The 19225-nt window shown below is 68.1% G+C and carries 18 protein-coding genes; 12 read left to right on the top strand and 6 right to left on the bottom strand.

Translation table 11 applies throughout. The features are described from left to right. Positions 1 to 68 precede the first annotated feature (68 nt). Positions 69 to 1577, top strand: a complete 1509-nt coding sequence (locus tag AC1D0A_RS07245; RefSeq protein ID WP_476945463.1) for an MDR family MFS transporter — start codon at positions 69 to 71, stop codon at positions 1575 to 1577. A 104-nt stretch (positions 1578 to 1681) separates the two neighbouring features. Here the strand turns inward: AC1D0A_RS07245 and AC1D0A_RS07240 are convergent, their stop codons facing one another. The 3 genes from AC1D0A_RS07240 to AC1D0A_RS07230 form a co-directional block, all read right to left on the bottom strand. Beyond that, the gene (locus AC1D0A_RS07240; protein ID WP_028276921.1) at positions 1682 to 2515 is read right to left on the bottom strand and encodes an alpha/beta fold hydrolase; all 834 of its coding nucleotides are present in this window, start codon (positions 2513 to 2515) and stop codon (positions 1682 to 1684) included. A gap of 153 nt (positions 2516 to 2668) precedes the next feature. Then, positions 2669 to 3295 carry a thymidine kinase gene (locus tag AC1D0A_RS07235; RefSeq protein ID WP_028276920.1) on the bottom strand — a complete coding sequence of 209 codons (627 nt, stop codon included), beginning with the start codon at positions 3293 to 3295 and terminating at the stop codon, positions 2669 to 2671. A gap of 56 nt (positions 3296 to 3351) precedes the next feature. Beyond that, a complete protein-coding gene (locus tag AC1D0A_RS07230; RefSeq protein ID WP_459383604.1) occupies positions 3352 to 4329 on the bottom strand; it encodes an alpha/beta fold hydrolase in 978 nt (325 codons plus the stop codon). Positions 4330 to 4429: 100 nt separating this feature from the next. On the opposite strand from AC1D0A_RS07230, the gene lysS reads away from it, so the two are divergent. The 10 genes from lysS to dhaM all read left to right on the top strand — a co-directional run bounded on the left by lysS (position 4430) and on the right by dhaM (position 15626). After that, positions 4430 to 5962 carry a lysine--tRNA ligase gene (lysS, locus tag AC1D0A_RS07225; RefSeq protein ID WP_243178317.1) on the top strand — a complete coding sequence of 511 codons (1533 nt, stop codon included), beginning with the start codon at positions 4430 to 4432 and terminating at the stop codon, positions 5960 to 5962. Positions 5963 to 5964: 2 nt separating this feature from the next. Then, positions 5965 to 6135, top strand: coding sequence for a hypothetical protein (locus AC1D0A_RS07220; RefSeq protein ID WP_223914693.1), 171 nt, complete (start codon positions 5965 to 5967; stop codon positions 6133 to 6135). A 152-nt stretch (positions 6136 to 6287) separates the two neighbouring features. Then, positions 6288 to 6614, top strand: coding sequence for a histone-like nucleoid-structuring protein Lsr2 (locus AC1D0A_RS07215; RefSeq protein WP_028276918.1), 327 nt, complete (start codon positions 6288 to 6290; stop codon positions 6612 to 6614). A gap of 604 nt (positions 6615 to 7218) precedes the next feature. Further along, complete coding sequence (locus tag AC1D0A_RS07210; protein ID WP_028276917.1) at positions 7219 to 9711, top strand: ATP-dependent Clp protease ATP-binding subunit; 2493 nt, start codon at positions 7219 to 7221, stop codon at positions 9709 to 9711. Between the two features lie 245 nt (positions 9712 to 9956). Next, positions 9957 to 12080 (top strand): S9 family peptidase, encoded by a 2124-nt coding sequence (locus AC1D0A_RS07205; protein WP_476945462.1) that lies wholly within the window; start codon positions 9957 to 9959, stop codon positions 12078 to 12080. Positions 12081 to 12140: 60 nt separating this feature from the next. Further along, positions 12141 to 12674: an amino-acid N-acetyltransferase gene (locus AC1D0A_RS07200; RefSeq protein WP_173403079.1), complete on the top strand. Its 534-nt coding sequence runs from the start codon at positions 12141 to 12143 to the stop codon at positions 12672 to 12674. A 208-nt stretch (positions 12675 to 12882) separates the two neighbouring features. Then, complete coding sequence (locus AC1D0A_RS07195) at positions 12883 to 13164, top strand: hypothetical protein (protein WP_476942687.1); 282 nt, start codon at positions 12883 to 12885, stop codon at positions 13162 to 13164. Positions 13165 to 13321: 157 nt separating this feature from the next. After that, the gene (gene dhaK, locus AC1D0A_RS07190; RefSeq protein ID WP_223914689.1) at positions 13322 to 14323 is read left to right on the top strand and encodes a dihydroxyacetone kinase subunit DhaK; all 1002 of its coding nucleotides are present in this window, start codon (positions 13322 to 13324) and stop codon (positions 14321 to 14323) included. Positions 14324 to 14325: 2 nt separating this feature from the next. Continuing rightward, positions 14326 to 14958 (top strand): dihydroxyacetone kinase subunit DhaL, encoded by a 633-nt coding sequence (gene dhaL, locus AC1D0A_RS07185; protein ID WP_243178321.1) that lies wholly within the window; start codon positions 14326 to 14328, stop codon positions 14956 to 14958. Beyond that, entirely contained in the window at positions 14955 to 15626 is a 672-nt protein-coding gene (gene dhaM / locus AC1D0A_RS07180; RefSeq protein ID WP_243178322.1) for a dihydroxyacetone kinase phosphoryl donor subunit DhaM, read from the top strand. The genes dhaL and dhaM overlap by 4 nt, the downstream gene beginning before the upstream one ends. A gap of 70 nt (positions 15627 to 15696) precedes the next feature. Here dhaM and AC1D0A_RS07175 read toward each other — a convergent pair whose 3' ends face one another. Together AC1D0A_RS07175 and AC1D0A_RS07170 are read right to left on the bottom strand one after the other, a co-directional pair. Continuing rightward, positions 15697 to 16131, bottom strand: a complete 435-nt coding sequence (locus tag AC1D0A_RS07175) for a hypothetical protein (RefSeq protein ID WP_476945461.1) — start codon at positions 16129 to 16131, stop codon at positions 15697 to 15699. A gap of 16 nt (positions 16132 to 16147) precedes the next feature. Next, positions 16148 to 16984 (bottom strand): HhH-GPD family protein, encoded by an 837-nt coding sequence (locus AC1D0A_RS07170; protein ID WP_476945460.1) that lies wholly within the window; start codon positions 16982 to 16984, stop codon positions 16148 to 16150. A gap of 275 nt (positions 16985 to 17259) precedes the next feature. Here AC1D0A_RS07170 and AC1D0A_RS07165 point away from each other — a divergent pair, with 275 nt between their 5' ends. Beyond that, the gene (locus tag AC1D0A_RS07165; RefSeq protein ID WP_028276910.1) at positions 17260 to 17976 is read left to right on the top strand and encodes a hypothetical protein; all 717 of its coding nucleotides are present in this window, start codon (positions 17260 to 17262) and stop codon (positions 17974 to 17976) included. A 42-nt stretch (positions 17977 to 18018) separates the two neighbouring features. On the opposite strand, the gene disA is transcribed toward AC1D0A_RS07165, so the two are convergent. Then, a complete protein-coding gene (disA, locus tag AC1D0A_RS07160) occupies positions 18019 to 19095 on the bottom strand; it encodes a DNA integrity scanning diadenylate cyclase DisA (RefSeq protein WP_018774911.1) in 1077 nt (358 codons plus the stop codon). Positions 19096 to 19225: the final 130 nt, after the last annotated feature.

The raw sequence follows: 19225 nt of genomic DNA, 5'->3' as shown, positions 1-19225 counted from the left end.
AGACTGTTGGAACCTGCAGCAGCGCCGACGCTCGCCGGACCCACACTAAACTCCCTGAGGGAATTCCCATGTCAACAGACGTCACTTCCAACGCCTCTGGCGATCCCGCACCGGGCGCTGCGCCCGCCATCCCCGGATCGGCCACGCCGGCCGCGCCCGCGGCATCCACCGCGCCCACCGCGCCGGCAAAGATGCCCCGGGAGTCCGTGGCCATCATCGCCACGCTGCTGGTGGCCACCTTCGTCGTGATCCTCAACGAGACCATCATGAACGTGGCCCTGCAGCGGCTGATGGTGGACCTGAACATCGATGCGCCCACCGTGCAGTGGCTATCCACGGGTTTCATGCTCACCATGGCCGTCGTGATCCCCACCACCGGGTTCATCCTGCAGCGGCTGACCACCCGTGCCGTGTTCATGCTGGCCATGGGACTCTTTTCCGGCGGCACCCTGCTGGCCGCCCTCGCGCCGGGCTTCGAAGTCCTGCTGCTGGCCCGCATCGTCCAGGCCGGCGGCACCGCCATCATGCTCCCGCTCCTGATGACCACCATCCTCACTCTCGTGCCGCTGGAGCGCCGCGGCGCAGTCATGGGCAACGTCAGCATCGCCATTTCGGTTGCGCCGGCACTGGGCCCGACAGTTTCCGGCCTGATCCTCCAGCATTTTTCCTGGCGGTTCATGTTCGTCTTCGTGCTGCCGATCGCCCTCGCCGCGCTCGCCATCGGGGCCAGGTATCTGACCAACATCGGTGAGACCGAGAAAACCCGGCTCGATGCCCTCTCCGTGGTGCTCACGGTCCCCGCCTTCGGCGGCCTGGTGTACGGCCTGAGCCAGATCGGCGGCGGCCAGGCAGGCTCCCGCACCCCCGCCGTGGTGGCACTGGCCGTTGGTGTGCTGGCCATGGCAGCTTTCGTCCTGCGCCAGTTGAAGCTCCAGAAGACCGGCGGCCCCCTGCTGGACCTGCGCGCCTTCACGTTCCGGATGTTCACCGTTTCCGTGCTGCTGCTGGTCGTGGCCATGATCGCGCTGTTCGGCGCGGTGATCCTGCTGCCGTTGTACCTGCAGGAAATCCGCGGCCTGACCTCCCTCGAGACCGGCCTGGTCCTGCTGCCCGGCGGCCTCGCCATGGGCCTGCTGGGGCCCTTCATCGGCCGCGTATTCGACAGGGTCGGGCCCCTGCCGCTGACAGTGACAGGCTCGATCATGATGGTGCTGTCCCTCTGGCAGTTCTCCATGCTGGACGCCACGTCGCCGCTGGGGTGGATCATCGCCCTGCACGTGGCACTCAGCCTGGGCCTGGCGCTGCTGTTCACCCCCGCCTTCACGACGGGGCTGAACCCGCTGCCGCCGCACCTGTACTCCCACGGCTCGGCCATCATGAGCACGCTGCAGCAGGTGGCCGGCGCCGCCGGCACGGCGCTCCTGGTCTCGATCTACGCCTTCGTGGCCGTTGCCTCGGGCATGGTCGCCGGCATGCATGCTGCCTTCCTGACGGCGGCCGTCATAGCCGTCGCCGCCGTCGTACTGTCCACCATGATGCGCAAAACCGAAGGTGCGGGACACCCGGCCGCCCACTAGCTGCAATTAAAAAAACAACGCGGGGTGACTTAGCGCCGGTCCGGACCTCCGGAATGGGCGCCATTTGACCCAGCGTTGCTTGATAGGGCGTTGCGTGGTGCGGGTTAGCCTGCGTAAAACGCGCTCAGCTCGGCGATCAGCTTGTCCGGCGCCTTGTTGACACCGTCGTGGCCCATGCCCGGCAGGATCGTATAGCTGGAGCCGGAGAGGACATCGTGGATCTGGGCGCAGGCCACCCCGAAATAGGCCGGACTCTTCTCGCCCACGATGATCAGCGTTTCCAGCGGCAGTTCCAGGAAGGGTTCGGCCGGCATGTCCGCGGCGATGATCGCCTTGATCTCGCGGACGCCGGTCTGCATGAGGTCGCGCAGCTGCTTGCCGATCGGGGTGCCCGCCGAGAGCTTGTTCGCCAGCGTCAGCATGGACAGCGGCATCCGGGAGAGGGCGCTGCCGGTCTCCAGGCCCTTGAGCAGGACGGCGAGGGCGCGGTCGTCGTCGCCGGCTGCGGTCGCCCGCTCGTATTCGGGCGTCCAGTCCGCCGTGACGCTGTGGTTGACGGACACGGCGGGGTCGTACACGGCCAGCCGTTCCACCGGCAGGGTGCGGGCCGCGTGCAGGGCCACTGCCCCGCCGAAGCTGTGGCCGAAGACGTCCGTGCTGGCGGTGTGCTTCATGACGGCGTCGAGGTCGTGGATGTCCACGTCGAGGGTGTAATCCTCAGGCTGCGGGGAGGACGAGCCGCGGCCGCGACGGTTGAAGGTGTGCACCGGCCGTCCCAGTGATGCGCTGAGTTTCTGCGCGAAACGGGTGTAGTCGGCGGCCGTCACCATCGAGGCCGGCACGACGACGATGCCCGAACCCGCCGAGGCGAGCTCGGCGCCCGTGCTCAAAAGCTCGATCGTTCCGCCGTTGGGGGTTCTGATGTTCTCGCGGGTCATGCTCCGAGCCTAGCCGAGGCCACGCCCCAGTGCAGTAAGCCGCGGTGCACTACGGCACCGGTCCAGCACGGCGCAGTCCACTATGACCGCAATCCACTGTGACCGCAGTTCAGTTGTGGTCCCGTCGCAGCGGCGCTGCATGATCGCCCCGCGCTAGTTGCCCAGCCGGCCGCCGGAGACCTCGAGGTAGCAGGCGCCGCAGAGCGACTCGTACCAGACGTCCTGGCCGTCGATCGCAACCTGGTTCCCGTCGAACACCACATGGTCCCCGATCCGGCGCGTGTTGAAGATGGCCTTCCGTCCGCAGCGGCAGATGGTCTTGAGCTCTTCGAGGGTGTGCGCGATCTCCAGCAGGCGCAGGGAACCGGGGAACGCGCGGGTCCGGAAATCGGTGCGGATACCGTAGGCGAGGACGGGGACGTTGTCCAGGACCGCGATGCGGAAGAGGTCGTCCACCTGCTCCGGTTCCAGGAACTGGGCCTCGTCCACCAGCAGGCAGGCCACCGGCGGGGTGTCCACGTGCTGCAGGAGGGCGTCGGGATCGTCGCCGTGGGCCTGGGCGGTGAACAGGTCGCGGGCCGACGCGCCGGCGGGGATCAGGAAGTCCACCGAACGGGTCATGCCCAGGCGGGACACGACGTCGGAGTCGCCCTTGGTGTCCACGTCCGGCTTGGCCAGCAGGACCCGCTGGCCGCGTTCCTCATAGTTGAAGGCGGCCTGCAGAAGCCCCGTAGATTTGCCGGAGTTCATGGCGCCGTAGCGGAAGTAGAGCTTGGCCAAGGGGGTCCTTTCGAAAGGGTCGCCCCCGATTCTAGCGGTCGGTCGCGTCGCAGCCCTCAGCGGCCGGGCCCACTGCGCCGCCACCGGGCCGGCACGCCCGCGGCTGCAAGGCTGCCGGCCAGGCTGACGGGCGGCGGAGTCGCAGCCCCGGGTCCGCCGTGGAGGAACCGGGCCGTGCGGAGGGCCAGCCGGCTTCCCGGCCGGATGGGGCCTTCGTGGAGCTGCCCGGGGACCACGGCGAAGCTGACCGCGGGGACGGCGTCGGCAAGCTGGTGGCTCGTGTCGGCGAAGTAGCCGGGGCTCCAGCCGCCGCTGAGCATGAGGGTGGGGGTGGTGATGGCGGCAAAATCCTCGAGTTCGGCGTCGGCATCCAGTACGGCGCGCATCTCGGCGACGGCCGTGGGCAGCAGTTGCCGCATTTCGGCGCCGAGCCTGGTCCGGGCCGAGAGGATGCTGAGCATGCGCAGTGCGCCCAGGGGCAGCATGGACACCGGGCCGGCCGTCTCCAGGCCTTGCACCAAATGCGCCCAGGCGTGGTCGAGTTCGCCGGCAGCCACGGACCTTTCCAGTTCGGGCCGCCAGCGCTGGGTGAGGTTCCCGGAGAGGCTCACGGCGGCGTCGTAAGTCACCATCCTGCGGATCGGCAGGCGCCGGGCGGCCTCGAGGGCCACGAACCCGCCATAGCTGTGGGCCACGACGTCGCTGGCGCCGGTCTCGCGGAGCACGGTTGCCAGGTCGGCCACCTCGGTGGCGGCGGAATAGTCGGCAGGCTGGTGCGAGGAACCGGCGCGTCCGCGGCGGTTGTAGCAGTGCACCGGCTGGTCCAGCAGCCGGCAAAGTTTTCGGGCAAAGGACCGGTAGAGCGCATCGGTGATCAGGGTCCCGTGCACGACGACGACGCCGGATCCTTCGCCGCGGGACGCCACGGCGGCGTCGGACGCGGCTGTTCTGCCCGGTGCGTGCCCCGCCGGGCGGATGGTGTGCAGCTCAAGGTGTCCCTTGCCGTCGTCGGTCCTCACTGTCCATGTCTCCACAACTTCGAGTCTATTCCCGCACCCCGTCCCCCTGGCCGCCGCCCGGGCAGAACCGGGCCGGGACCTTCCCGGACGCAAATCGACGGTAAACTTGGGGATTGTGACTTCCCAAAACACCCCCACCCCGAACACCGCCGCCGAGCCGCATGATGCCAGCGAACAGACCCGCATCCGCATGGAGAAGCGCGCCAAGCTGATCGAACGCGGCGTCGAGGCATATCCGGTGGGTGTCGAACGCACGCACTCGCTCACGGAAATCCGGGAGAAATACGCCTACCTGCAGGCCGATGAAACCACCGGCGATGCCGTTGGCGTGACCGGCCGCATCGTCTTCATCCGCAACACGGGCAAACTCTGCTTCGCCACCCTCCAGGAGGGCGGCCTGGACGGCAAAGCCGTGCGGCTGCAGGTCATGCTGAGCCTGGCCAACATCGGTGAGGAGGCGCTCGCGGAGTGGAAGTCCCTCGTGGACCTCGGCGATCACGTCTTCATCAAGGGCGAGGTCATTTCCTCACGCCGCGGCGAACTCTCCGTCATGGCGGATTCCTGGACCATGGCCTCGAAGGCGCTGCGCCCGCTGCCCGTGCTGCACGCCGGGCTGAACGAAGAAACGCGTGTCCGCCAGCGCTACGTGGACCTCATTGTCCGCGACGAAGCCCGCGAGATGGTGTACACCCGCGCCGCGATCACCCGCTCCATCCGCGAAACCCTGCACCGCCAGGGCTACGTTGAGGTGGAAACCCCCATGCTGCAGCTGGTTCACGGCGGCGCCACGGCCCGTCCCTTCGAGACGCACATGAACGCCTTCGACCAGAAGATGACGCTGCGCATCGCTACCGAGCTCTACCTCAAGCGCACGGTGGTCGGCGGGATCGACCGCGTCTACGACATGGGCCGGGTCTTCCGCAACGAGGGCGTGGACTCCACGCACAGCCCCGAGTTCACCACTTTGGAGTCCTACGAGGCGTGGGCGGACCAGTTCGTCATGGCGGACCGGATCAAGGAGATCATCCTGGACGCCGCCGACGCCGCCGGTGTGGGCCGCGTGCTGCAGACCGAAGCCGGGGAGATCAACCTCGACGGCGAATGGACCTGGCTGGCTGTCTACCCCGGACTGTCCGACTTCGTGGGCCAGGAAGTAACCCCCGATACCCCGGTTGCCGAGCTGCTTGAGCTGGCTGCCAAGCACGAGGTCAAGGTCGACGCCGCCTGGGAAGCCGAGAAGCTCGTCGTCGAACTCTTCGGCGAACTGGTGGAGCCGACGTTGCTCAACCCCACGTTCGTCTACGACTATCCGCCGTCCGCGCAGCCGCTGGCCCGCCAGCACCGCGAAGACGGCCGCCTGATTGAGGCCTGGGACCTCATCATCGGCGGCATGGAGCGGGGCACGGCCTTCTCCGAACTGATCGACCCGGTCATCCAGCGCGAACGCCTCACCGAACAGTCCCGCCGTTCCGCCGCGGGTGACGTGGAGGCAATGCAGCTGGACGAAGACTTCCTCCGTGCGCTCGAGTACGGCGCGCCGCCCATGGGCGGGATCGGCCTCGGCATCGACCGGCTCGTGATGCTGTTCACCGGATCCGGCATCCGCGAAACGATCCTCTTCCCCCTGTTGAAGCCCGAAGGACACTGAGCATGGACTACATCGCCGTATTGCTGCCCCCCATCGTGGTGGGCCTGCTTTTCTGGTTTGCCATGAAATCCATATTCAATGCCGACAAATCAGAGCGGCAGGCAGAAGCCCGCGCCCATGCCGAAGCCGAAACTAGGGCCAAAGGACCGGAATCCGGGACCCTGGGAAGCTAATTACCCGAAAGAAGTAATAGTTCCCTATTGCCGCCTTCGGTTTTCCTTTGGACAGAGTTTTGCGCTTTGACTCCCTGCTGTAACGCGGAGGATACTTATTCCAGATACATCCTGCTTTTCTTAACGCTCGATCTTTGGAAAGAGAGTCCTTTATGGCACAGAAAGTAAAAATCATCCTCGTTGATGATCTGGATGGGGGATCCGCGGACGAAACTGTCCGGTTTGGCCTTGACGGCGTCAGCTACGAAATAGACCTGTCGTCAAGCAATGCATCAGAACTGCGCTCCGCGGTGGACCGATTTGTGACGCACGCGCGCAAAACGTCAAGCGGACGCGCCACGCGCACGAAAATTTCCAGCGGACGGAATCAGGACTCTGCCCAGATCCGCCAGTGGGCACGGGACAACGGCTATGCGGTAAACAGCCGCGGGCGCATCCAGGCTGAAATTCAGGAAGCTTACCAAAAGGCTAATTCCTAGCAGGGACCCGCGTCAGGGTGCAGTGCGGGGCCCGGCATGAGGGCGCAGTATCCAGCCGCAATCACGTTTCATGGCGTCGTAATCGACCGTCTGTCAAATGCCAATGCCCCCGTTATCTGACGGGGGCATTGCCATGCCGGCGTCGGGGCGCCCGTCCAGCAGATCGGCCCGCCCGTCCGGCGATGAACAGACTCCGCCGCCCGTGTTCCTCCCCGGCAGCATTTCCAGGCAGATGTCCCGCACGAGGTGAACCATTTGCCGAAGATGGCCGCAATGGGTCCAGGCTTAGCGGCCATCTTCGGCAATTCGGGAACCTTTGCCATGCCGTCGGCGCCCGTCCGGCATTGCAACGTCCACCCTTCCGGCGGTGCGCCCGTCCGCCCGTCCGCGCGGCCGGAACGGCCCGCTTAGCGGCCGGTTTCGCCCTTCCGGATGGGCAGAATGCGCCGGTCCGGAGGGGTTCCGGGCGGTTCTTGCCCCTGGCCGGGGGACCCGGTCCGGGCGCGGTTGCGCAACCCTCCGGTTTCCCCTGTGGCGAACAAGCCCCAAATCTGGAACCCGGCCACGTAGCATCAAAGTACGTCGTAGCTAGGAGTGTGGCGAAATGTTTGAGCGATTTACGGACCGTGCCCGTCGCGTAGTTGTGCTTGCCCAAGAAGAGGCACGCATGCTGAACCACAATTACATTGGTACCGAACACATCCTCTTGGGTCTGATCCATGAGGGTGAAGGTGTTGCCGCCAAAGCCCTTGAATCCTTGAGCATTTCGCTCGACGGTGTCCGCGAGCAGGTCCAGGAGATCATCGGCCAGGGCCAGCAGGCGCCCTCCGGCCACATCCCCTTTACCCCCCGCGCCAAGAAGGTCCTGGAGCTCTCGCTGCGCGAGGCGCTGCAGCTGGGCCATAACTACATTGGTACCGAGCACATCCTCCTCGGCCTTATCCGGGAGGGCGAAGGCGTTGCCGCCCAGGTGCTCGTTAAGCTCGGCGCAGACCTGAACCGGGTCCGGTCGCAGGTTATCCAGCTGCTCTCGGGTTACCAGGGCAAGGAAGCCACGGGCGCCGGTGTAGGCCCCGGACAGGCTGAGGGGACCCCGGCCGGGTCCGTTGTCCTTGACCAGTTCGGCCGCAACCTGACCCAGGCGGCCCGCGAGAACAAACTGGACCCTGTGATCGGCCGCGAGCAGGAAATGGAACGCGTCATGCAGGTCCTTTCCCGCCGCACCAAGAACAACCCTGTGCTGATTGGTGAGCCCGGCGTCGGCAAGACCGCCGTCGTCGAGGGCCTGGCCCAGGCGATCGTCCGCGGCGATGTCCCGGAGACCATCAAGGACAAGCAGCTGTACACCTTGGACCTCGGGTCCCTCGTGGCCGGTTCCCGCTACCGCGGCGACTTCGAAGAGCGCCTGAAGAAGGTCCTCAAGGAGATCCGCACGCGCGGCGACATCATCCTGTTCATCGATGAGATCCACACCCTGGTGGGCGCCGGTGCCGCCGAAGGTGCCATCGATGCGGCCTCGATCCTGAAGCCCATGCTGGCCCGCGGCGAGCTCCAGACCATCGGTGCCACCACGCTGGACGAGTACCGCAAGCACATCGAGAAGGATGCCGCGCTGGAGCGCCGCTTCCAGCCGATCCAGGTCAAGGAACCCTCCGTCGCGCACGCGATCGAGATCCTCAAGGGCCTCCGCGACCGGTATGAGGCGCACCACCGGGTCACCATCACCGACGGCGCCCTCGCCTCGGCGGCGGCCCTTTCCGAGCGCTACATCTCGGACCGCTTCCTGCCGGACAAGGCGATCGACCTGATCGACGAGGCCGGTGCGCGGCTCCGCATCCGCCGCATGACTGCCCCGCCGGAGCTCAAGATCATGGACGAGAAGATCGCCGCCATGAAGCTGGAGAAGGAATCCGCGATCGACGCGCAGGACTTCGAAGGCGCCGCGTCGCTGCGCGACAAGGAGCAGAAGCTCATTGCCGAGCGCGCCGAAAAGGAACGCCAGTGGAAGACCGGCGGCATGGACGACATCTCCGAAGTTGATGAAGACCTCATCGCCGAGGTGCTGGCGAACTCCACCGGCATCCCGGTCTTCAAGCTGACCGAGGAAGAGTCCTCGCGCCTGCTGAAGATGGAAGACGAGCTCCACAAGCGCGTGGTCGGCCAGAACGAGGCCATCAAGGCCCTGTCCCAGGCGATCCGGCGCACCCGTGCAGGCCTCAAGGACCCCAAGCGTCCGGGCGGCTCGTTCATCTTTGCCGGCCCCACCGGTGTCGGCAAGACCGAACTGGCCAAGGCCCTCGCCGAGTTCCTGTTCGGCGAGGAAGACGCCCTGATCACCCTGGACATGTCCGAGTACTCGGAGAAGCACACGGTGTCGCGGCTCTTCGGCGCCCCTCCGGGCTACGTCGGCTATGAGGAAGGCGGCCAGCTGACCGAGAAGGTCCGCCGTCGTCCGTTCTCCGTGGTCCTGTTCGATGAAGTGGAGAAGGCGCACGCCGATCTCTTCAACTCGCTCCTGCAGATCCTGGAAGACGGCCGCCTGACCGACTCCCAGGGCCGCGTGGTGGACTTCAAGAACACCGTGATCATCATGACCACGAACCTCGGCACCCGGGACATCTCCAAGAGCGTTGCCACCGGCTTCCAGTCCGGCACGGACACGCAGACCGGCTACAACCGGATGCGGGCCCGGGTCACGGAAGAGCTCAAGCAGCACTTCCGCCCCGAGTTCCTGAACCGTGTTGACGATGTTGTGGTCTTCCCGCAGCTGACCCAGGACGAGATCATCGAGATCGTGGACATGTTCGTCGCCCGCCTGGAGAAGCGCCTCAAGGACAAGGACATGGGCATCGAGCTCACGTCCGCGGCCAAGGTTCTCCTGGCGACCCGCGGCTACGACCCCGCCATGGGTGCCCGGCCGCTGCGCCGCACCATCCAGCGCGAGATCGAGGACCAGCTCTCCGAGAAGATCCTCTTCGGCGAACTGCACTCCGGCGACATCGTGGTGGTGGACGTGGAAGGCGAAGGCGACGACGCGAAGTTCACCTTCGCCGGCAACGCCAAGCCGCGCATCCCGGAGATCGCTCCGAGCGTCTAAGCACCATCAACAACGGCCCCGCTGCCCCGAAAGGGACGGCGGGGCCTTTGCGTTGCCCGCCGTCGTGAAGCATTTGCCGGAGAGGGCCGTTATGGGAGCTGGCTTGGCGGCCATCTTCGGCGAACGGTGGCCGTGCTGAAGTGCCAGGGCCCGTCCCGCATGATTCGGGAGCTGTGTCTGAAAGCAATGTTTCACTCTTAGTGAACGTTTTGTGATCGATACCACATACGGTGTTGAATCGGTGCATGGCTGCTAAGGACTCAGAGACCCTGAGCGAACAACCCGAGACCCCCTTCCACGATCTGGACCACTACCTCGCGATCCCCAGAGTGAGCGGTTTGACGCTGAGCCCGGACGGCGCCCGGCTGGTGACCACCGTGGCGACCCTCGGCGCGAAGGGCACCGAATACTGCACCGCGCTGTGGGAGGTGGATCCGGGCGGGGCCAAACAGGCCCGCCGGATCACACGCAGCGCCAAAGGGGAGGCCGGTGCGGTGTTTGCCGCCAACGGCGACCTGTACTTCACCTCGGCCCGTCCCGATCCGGAGAGCCCCGAGGCAGACCCGGTGAACGCCCTCTGGATCCTGCCGTCCGACGGCGGCGAAGCCCGGGTGGCCTTGTCCCGGGCCGGCGGAATCGGCGGGGTCCACGCCGCCAAGGACGCCGACACCGTGGTGGTCGCGGCCTCGGTCCTGGCCGGCTCCACGGACGAGGACAATGACGAGGAACGCCGGAAAGCGCGCAAGGACAACAAGGTCGCGGCCATCCTGCACAGCGGCTACCCTGTCCGCTACTGGGATGCGGACCTGGGCCCGGCGCAGCCGCGGTTGTTCGCCGTCGAACCCGGAGACCCGTTGGAGGCCGGAAAGCCGGCCACCGTCGACGCCGCGCCGCCGCTGAAGCTGCGCAACCTGACGCCCGACGCCGGCACGCGGCTCAGGGACGCCGAATCGGTGCTCAGCCCGGACGGCACGACGATTTACAGCAGCTTCGCCAAGCCCCTCGCCAATGCCGATTCACGTTCCGTGCTGGTCGCCATCGACGTCGCCACCGGCACCCGCACGGTCCTTCTGGACACGGAAGGCCAGAGCTACTTCCCGGGCCCGGTCAGTCCGGACGGCCGGAGCGTGGTGGTGGTCAGCGAAAGCGACACCACGCCGCTGGCGGCCCCGCGGGTCTTGCTGCACCTCCTCGACGTCGCCGGCCCGGCGGCCGGGGACGGCGCCCTGACGCCGCTCGCCCATGACTGGGACCGCTGGGCCCGCCCTGCCGCATGGCTGCCGGACGGATCGGCCCTGCTGGTCACCGCCGACGAGGACGGCGCATCGCCGGTATTCCGGATCGGTGTGGCCGGAGACCCGGGTGGGGCGGCCCAAGTGCTACGCCTGACGGCCGACGCCGCGGCGTACACCGACGTCGTCGTCGCACCGGACGGACGCAGCGCCTACGCCCTGCGCAGCTCCTACGAATTCCCCGCCGAACCTGTACGGATCGACCTCGCCTCCGGTGACGTCGTCCGCCTGCCCGCGCCCGCGGAACGCCCCCGCTTCACGGGCACGCTGGAGCGCGTGGAGACGACGGCGGCCGACGGGGCCCGTGTGCCCGCGTACCTGGCCCTGCCCGAGGGCGCGTCCGCCGCGGCCCCGGCCCCGCTGCTGCTCTGGATCCATGGCGGCCCGCTGGGATCCTGGAACGCCTGGACCTGGCGCTGGAACCCGTGGCTGCTGGTGGCGCGCGGCTACGCGGTGCTGCTCCCGGACCCCGCCCTCTCCACCGGCTACGGCCAGGACCACATCCAGCGTGGCTGGGGGGAATGGGGCAAGGCTCCGTTCACCGACCTGATGGCCATCACCGACGCCGTCGTGCAGCGCCCCGACATCGACCAGACGCGCACGGCCGCCATGGGCGGCTCGTTCGGCGGGTACATGGCCAACTGGGTGGCCGGGCAGACGGACCGCTTCAAGGCAATCGTCACGCACGCCAGCCTCTGGGCCCTGGACCAGTTCGGCCCCACCACCGACGCCGCGCAGTACTGGCTCAAGGAGATGACGGCCGAGATGGCGCTGGAGAACTCCCCGCACCTGCACGTGGAGAACATCCGCACTCCCATGCTGGTCATCCATGGCGACAAGGACTACCGCGTGCCGATCGGCGAGGGACTCCGGCTCTGGTACGAACTGCTCGCCAAGTCGCAGCTGGCGGCAGACGGAAACGGCGAAACGGACCACCGTTTCCTGTATTTCCCGGACGAGAACCACTGGATCCTGCAGCCGCAGCACGCCAAGGTCTGGTACGGCGTCGTGGAGCACTTCCTGGCTAGGAACCTGCTGGACAAGGACGTTCCCGTCCCCGACGAACTCGGTCTCTGACGGACCGGGCCCGTGCCGGCAGAGAGCCGGCCGGGCCCGGGGCACCCGTAAGATTGGGCTGTGACTGAGACCGTGACTGAGACCGCGACTGAGACGATCCGCATCCGCCCCGCCCGCACCGACGACGTTGGCGCCATCAAGACCCTCGTGGCGCCGCTGGCCGACCAGCGGATCCTCATGGCCAAGGAAACCGTGGCCTACTACGAAAGCCTGCAGGAGTTCCGGATCGCCGAATCCGAAGACGGCGGGGTGATCGGCTGCGGGGCGCTGCACGTCATGTGGGAGGACCTCGCGGAGGTCCGCACCCTCGCGGCCTCGGACGCCTGGCGCGGCAAAGGCGTGGGCCACGCGCTGGTGGAGCGCCTGCTGGAGGATGCCCGCGCACTGGGAGTCTCCCGGGTCTTCTGCCTGACGTTCGAAGTGGAGTTCTTCAAAAAGCACGGCTTTGAAGTCATGGCTGACCAGACCGCCGTCGACCCCGTGGTGTATTCCGAGCTCCTGCGCTCGCACGACGAAGGCGTGGCCGAGTTCCTGGACCTGGCGCGGGTCAAACCGAACACGCTGGGCAACACCAGGATGATCAAGGAGCTGTAGCCGCCGCCGGGTTGCGGCTGCGCGCGGCTGTTCGCCGGCCAGCGAAGGCGGCGCCCCGGCCAGCGAAAGTGGCTCCAGGCCGGCGCCGGCAGCCGCCAGGAACTCGACGTCCACGCAGGGCTTCCCTTCAGTAAATTTGGTGGATAAACTGATGCCGGCCCAGGGGGTGGGCCGCCATACTTCCGGAGGCAAAAAATTGCACAAAGCCGTGATTTTTCCCGATCTCTCCGCAATCCACAGCTCAATCGCCAGCGCTCCGGCAGGGCCGCCGGACCAGCCGCTGGAAGCGCTGCCGCCCGAACCCGCTAACCACTCCTCGCCCGGCACCGGCGCGCCCGTGACGGGGCAAACCGCCGAGACAGTATCTGCCGCGTCGGGACCGCCGGCCACGTCCCGCGCCCGCAAGGGCCGGCTCGCCGCGCCGCCGTTCTCATGGCTGGGCGTCGATGCCTGGCCGCATTCTCCGGCGTGGGCTGACCAACAGGCCTGAAGCGCGGGGGTTCGGAACGCGCGGCCACAACCCCGCCGCCCCGGGATTCGCAGCCCGCCAGGGAGCCCGGGCCGGGGGAACGGGGAGCCTACCGCCGGCCGTGCCCCGGTAGTAGGGTCTAAGCAAGCAGCCAGGACACCATCCAGGGAGCACCGCCATGAAGAAACTCATCAATGATCCCAAAGCCGTGGTCGACGAGTCAGTGGAGGGGTTCGGGCTTGCTCACGCCGACCTCGTGACCGTCTTCCCGGACCCGAAATACATCGTGCGCAAGGACGCTCCCGTCGCAGGGAAAGTCGGGCTCGTCTCCGGCGGCGGCAGCGGACACGAACCGCTGCACGGCGGGTACGTGGGCCTGGGCATGCTCGACGCCGCCGTCCCGGGCGCCGTGTTCACCTCTCCCACTCCGGACCAGATCCTGCCGGCCACGCTGGCCGTAAGCTCCGGCGCCGGCGTCGTGCACATCGTGAAGAACTACACCGGTGACGTCCTGAACTTCGAAACCGCCGCCGAACTCGCGCAGGCCGAAGGCGTCGAGATCCGCACCGTGCTCGTCAACGACGACGTCGCAGTGCAGGATTCGCTGTACACGGCCGGGCGCCGGGGCGTCGGCGGCACCGTCCTGGTCGAGAAAATCGCCGGTGCGGCCGCCGAGCGCGGTGACAACCTGGACGCCGTCGCCGCGATCGGTGACCGCGTCAACCAGAACGTGCGGAGCATGGGCGTGGCGTTGTCCGCCTGCACCGTTCCGCATGCCGGGGTGCCCAGTTTTGAGCTCGAGGAAAACGAGATCGAGATCGGCATCGGCATCCACGGCGAACCGGGACGGCACCGCATCCCGATGGAAAACGCCGACGGCATCACCGACCGGCTCCTGGATCCGGTGGTCAGCGACCTCGGCCTTGCTTCCGGGGACCAGGTGCTCCTGTTCGTCAACGGCATGGGCGGCACCCCGCAAAGCGAGCTGTACATCGTCTACCGCAGGGCCGCGCAGAAACTGGCCGAGCAGGGCGTCACCGTGGCCCGCTCCCTGGTGGGCAACTACATCACGTCCCTCGAAATGCAGGGCTGCTCCATCACTGTCCTGCGCCTCGATGACGAGATGACAACACTCTGGGACGCTCCGGTGCACACTCCGGCCCTTCGCTGGGGCGTCTGACCGTGGGCTTGGACGTCGGCTGGGCGGTGCGGTGGCTGACGCTTTCGGCGCAGGCCATGGCGGAGCACCGGGTGGAACTGATCGAGCTGGACCGGCCCATCGGGGACTCGGACCACGGCGAGAACATGGACCGCGGCTTCAAGGCCGTGATGGACAAACTTGCCGAGACGCCGCCCGAAACCCCGGCCGCGGCCCTGAAACTGACGGCCATGACGCTGATGTCCAAGGTCGGCGGGGCGGCCGGCCCGCTGTACGGCACGGCGTTCCTGCGGGCCGCCACGGCCCTGGGTGAGGCCTCCGACGTCGACGCCGCCACCCTCGCTGCCGCGCTGCAGGCCGCCCGCGACGGGATCGTCGCCCGCGGCAAGGCCGAATCCGGCGACAAGACCATGGTGGACGCCTGGACGCCCGCGATCGAGGCGGCCGCCGCAGCGGCTGGCGACGGCGACGGCGATGTCAGGAAGGTGCTGCTAGCCGCGGCGGAGGCCGCCGAAGCCGGCGCCGTGTCCACGGATCCGATGCTCGCCCGCAAGGGCCGGGCCAGCTACCTGGGGGAGCGCAGCATCGGCCACCGCGACCCCGGAGCGGTCTCCAGTGCGCTGATTCTGCGCGCCGCGGCCGGAGCGGCCGAATGACAGTCCGGCTGGTGGTCGTCTCGCACAGCTCCAAGATCGCGGACGGCGCCGTCGAACTCGCCGCGCAGATGGCTCCCGACGTCCTGATCCTGCCCGCCGGCGGCACCGACGACGGCCGCATCGGCACGAGCCTGGACAAGGTCATGGCGGCCCTGGAGCAGGCTGCCGGTGACGGTGTGGTGGTGCTCGCCGACCTCGGCTCCGCGGTGATGACGGCCGAGTCCGCTGCGGAGTTTGCAGCCGACCCGGGCTCGGTGCTGATTGCTGACGCGCCCATCGTCGAAGGACTCGTCGCGGCCGCGGTGGCTGCCCAGGCAGGGGCCGAAGCGGCGGCGGTGAAGGACGCGGCCGAGGCCGTCTACCGGCCCCCGGCCCATCCCGCGGAGGCGGGGCATGTGCACCAGCAGCCGCCGGACGCCACCGGGGACTTTGAACTCGTCAACCAGACCGGCATGCATGCCCGGCCGGCAGCGAAGATCGCCGGAGGCCTGTCCGCCATGGACGCCGAGGTGACCGTGAACGGCGCCGATGGCGCCTCCATGACCGAACTCATGATGCTCGCCGCCGGCAAGGGAACCGTCCTGCACGTGGAGGCCAGCGGCCCGGACGCCGCCAAGGCGGTCGACTACCTGGAACGCCTGGTCGGCTCGGGGTTCGGTGAGCCGTAAGCGCTAGGGTGCCTGGCGGAGGCCGGCCGCGTCGAGCACGACGCTGGCGGTGATGAAGGTTCCGCACTGCTCACCAAACGGGTGCGCCGACCTGGGCGTGAACGCCGCGGCCCGGGCCGGCAGAGGGTTCCCGGCGGTGTCCGTGCGTGCCCGTGGCCGTCACCTCGATCCGGCTGGCGCTCAGCGTCTCCATCATCAGCATTCCGGTCAGGGTCCCGTCGGGTGAGGAAGTGGCCGAGCAGGCGCCGTCGCCGCCGTAGGGGCCCGGCTCGCAGCCTTGGTCCACGGCCGTGCTCCCGGGAACCAGTTCGAGGTCCGCCTCCTTGCAGCGGCCGTCCTGGCAGGCGGCCAGGTGGATGGTCCGCACTGACGGGGCGTACTCCCGGTCCACCGTGAGCGACACAACGGGCGCCTGGGCGATCGCCGGGCAGGCGGCCTCCGGCCGGCACGAGACAGCCAGGACTGCGGTGAGGACCAGCACGGCCGCGGCCGCCAGCTTGCGCATGCTCCAGCGTAGATCCTCAGCCCGGGAGCCGGAAGCCGCCCTGGTGCAGTTCGGCGAGGCCGTCGCCCAGCAGCCCTGCCAGCGCCCGTTCCAGCTGCTCGGGGGCCGCGTTGAGCCGGTGCAGGGCCGCGAGCGGTATGCCGATGCCCTGCGGTTCGAAGCCCAGGTCCGCTGGAGCCTGGTGGAACAGGACCGGCGCCACGGGCTCCTCGGCTGCCCGCAGGATGGCCATCACGGCGCCGCGCACCTGCCGGTCCGTGCCGTGCCAGGCCTGTCCCTTGGGCGTGTACGTCGGCGCCGGCTCCCCGGCCGCCAGCCAGGCGCAGGACTCCCGGACAGGGCACTGGCCGCACTTGGGGGTCCGAGCAGTGCAGACCAGGGCGCCGAGTTCCATGACGGCGGCGTTCCAGCGCACCGAGGCGTCGGGGCCGTCCGGGAGCAGCGATGCCGCCAGCCGCATTTCGGCGGCGGTCAGGGCCTGCGCCGGCAGGGCAGAGCCGGTGACCAGCCGCGCGTGGACCCGGCGGATGTTCGTGTCCACCACCGTTTCGCGGCGTCCGTAGGCGAACGCGGCGACGGCCGCGGCCGTGTAGCTGCCCACGCCCGGCAGGTCCAGGAGTTCGGTGTAGGTGTCGGGGACGGCCCCGCCGTGGCTGTCCCTGATGGCGACGGCGGCGGCACGCAGGCGCAGGGCGCGCCGGGGATATCCCAGCCGGCCCCAGGACCGGACGGCCTCCCCGGCGGGTTCGCCGGCCAGATCTGCAGGTTCCGGCCAGCGGCGCAGCCACTCTTCCCAGACCGGCAGGACCCGGACCACCGGCGTCTGCTGGAGCATCACTTCGCTGACCAGCACACCCCAGGGCGTGCAGTCCGCGGCCCGCCACGGCAGGTCCCTGGCATTGGACGCGAACCAGTCATCCAGGGCCGCATGGAGGGCTGGGAGATTGCCGGCGCGGCCGGGCGCCCCGGCGGGCAGGGGTTCCCGCGGTGCCGCGGCGGATACGGGGGGCGTGGGGGTTAGAGTTTCGATCCATTCAGCGTAATAGATCGGGGTAACGGATCGGGACGGCGTCCGGTCCCGCGGCGTGGTCGGGCGCCATAGCCCGCGCGGTTCTCTAGGCTAGAAGAATGGTCAGGCAAGGCACTTCAGGTACGGGCGGTTCGCGGCCGAAAGGTTCGGCCACGGGGCAATCCGGGCGCAAATCCGGACGGCCCCCGCTGCGCCGGGTCTACCGCCGCCGCCGGCTGTTTGCAGGGGTGGTCCTGCTGCTCGTCATCGCGGTGGCCTTCGGCGGCTTTGTGGCGGTCTCGAATGCCATGGGCGGGGGCCAGTCTGCCGGCGCCCAGCCGTCCGGGGCAGGAGCGTCGCCGGCGGCCAGCCCGGCTGGCTCCGCGTCGGGGAGCCCCACGGCGTCCGGGGAGGCTTCGGCCTCACCCACGGCCACATCGGGGGAGGGCTGCGAGCAGAATCTGATCACCGTTACGGCCGCCACCGACAAACAGGCTTACGCCGCCGGTGAGAAGCCGCTGCTGAGCCTCACGGTGACCAACAACAACAAGGTCCCGTGCGAGGTCAACATCGGGACGTCGCAGATGGAGTACATGATCACCAGCGGCTCGGACCGGATCTTCTCCTCCAAGGACTGCCAGGCGGAGAGCGCGGACCTGATGAAGACCATTGCTCCGGGCAAGAGTGAGACGGCGAACTTCCCGTGGCAGCGCAACCGCACGGTGCAGGGCTGCGAGCCCGTCGAGGCCACGCCCGGTGCCGGCGGCGCCTACTACGTCTTCACCGCCCGGCTGGCGAACAAGAACAGCCCCAAGGCCGTGTTCCAGCTCAGCTGACCCGTATAACTCCAGCTACCCCCGACGGGTTTGTGGAGGGGGTTAGAGGAAGCGGTCCAGCAGGCTGGCCTCGGCCATGCGGCTCAGGCCCTCCCTGACGGTCCTGGCACGCTGGTCACCGATCCCGTCGACGGTCATGAGGTCATCGATTGTTGCCGCCATCAGGAACTGCAGGCCACCGAAGTGGTCGACGAGCCGGTCGGCGACGGCCTTCGGCACGGCCTTGAGCCCGGAGAGCAGGCGGTAGCCGCGCGGCTGCACGACGGCGTCGAGGTTGGCCTCGCCGCCGGCGAAGCCGACGATCCCGGCGATCTTGCCCAAGTCGATCAGCTCGGTCGGGCCCAGGCTGACGAGGGCCTTGACCGCTTTGTCGATGTCCTCCGCTGTTGCGGCCGGACCGGAGTAGTCCCGGATGATGACGTCGCTGCCCGGGCCGCGGCCGACGGTGAGCTCGTCCAGCTGCAGCGAGAGCAGGCGGCCGTCCTCGCCCAGTTCCAGGACGTACTGGGAGATTTCCTCGGAGATCCTGCGCACCATTTCCTGGCGCTGCAGGGTGACCGCTACGTCACGGACCGTCACCATGGCCTCGATTTCCAGGGCGGAGAGTGAGCTGGTGACCTGGTCCAGGCGCGAGCGGTAGCGTTCCAGGGTTGCCAGGGCCTGGTTGGCGCGGGCCAGGACCTTCTCGGAGCCCTCCAGGACGTGGCGCAGCCCGTGCACGTACAGCGCGATGATCTGCATTGACTGGCTGACCGAAATGACCGGGACGCCCGTCTGGATGGCCACGCGTTCCGCGGTCCGGTGCCTGGTGCCCGATTCCTGCGTTTCGATGCTCGAGTCCGGGACGAGCTGGACGGCCGCGCGCAGGATGTTGCTGGCATCCTTGTCGCAGACGATGGCGCCGTCCATCTTCGCCAGTTCCCGCAGCCGGGTGGGGGAGAAGTCGATGCCGATCTCGAAGCCGCCCGAACAGATGGACTCGATGGTCCTGTCGATGCCCAGCACGATCAGCGCGCCGGTCCGGCCGCGGAGGATGCGTTCCAGGCCGTCGCGGAGGGCTGTGCCCGGTGCCACCCTGGCCAGGGTCGCCTTGAGCGCATCTTCAGGGCTCCGAGCCATAGATTTCCCTTCAAAGGTGCAGGGACGAGCCTGCAAGTGCGCCGGATTCCAGGGTCTCCCGGCAGGATCAAAGTACTCAGTTCCCCGCTCTCCCCATGATAGGGGTAAAGCACGGCCACTTCCGCACAGG

This window comes from Arthrobacter sp. P1_D4 (genome assembly GCF_056406115.1).
This window is presented reverse-complemented; position numbering and strand designations above follow the sequence as displayed.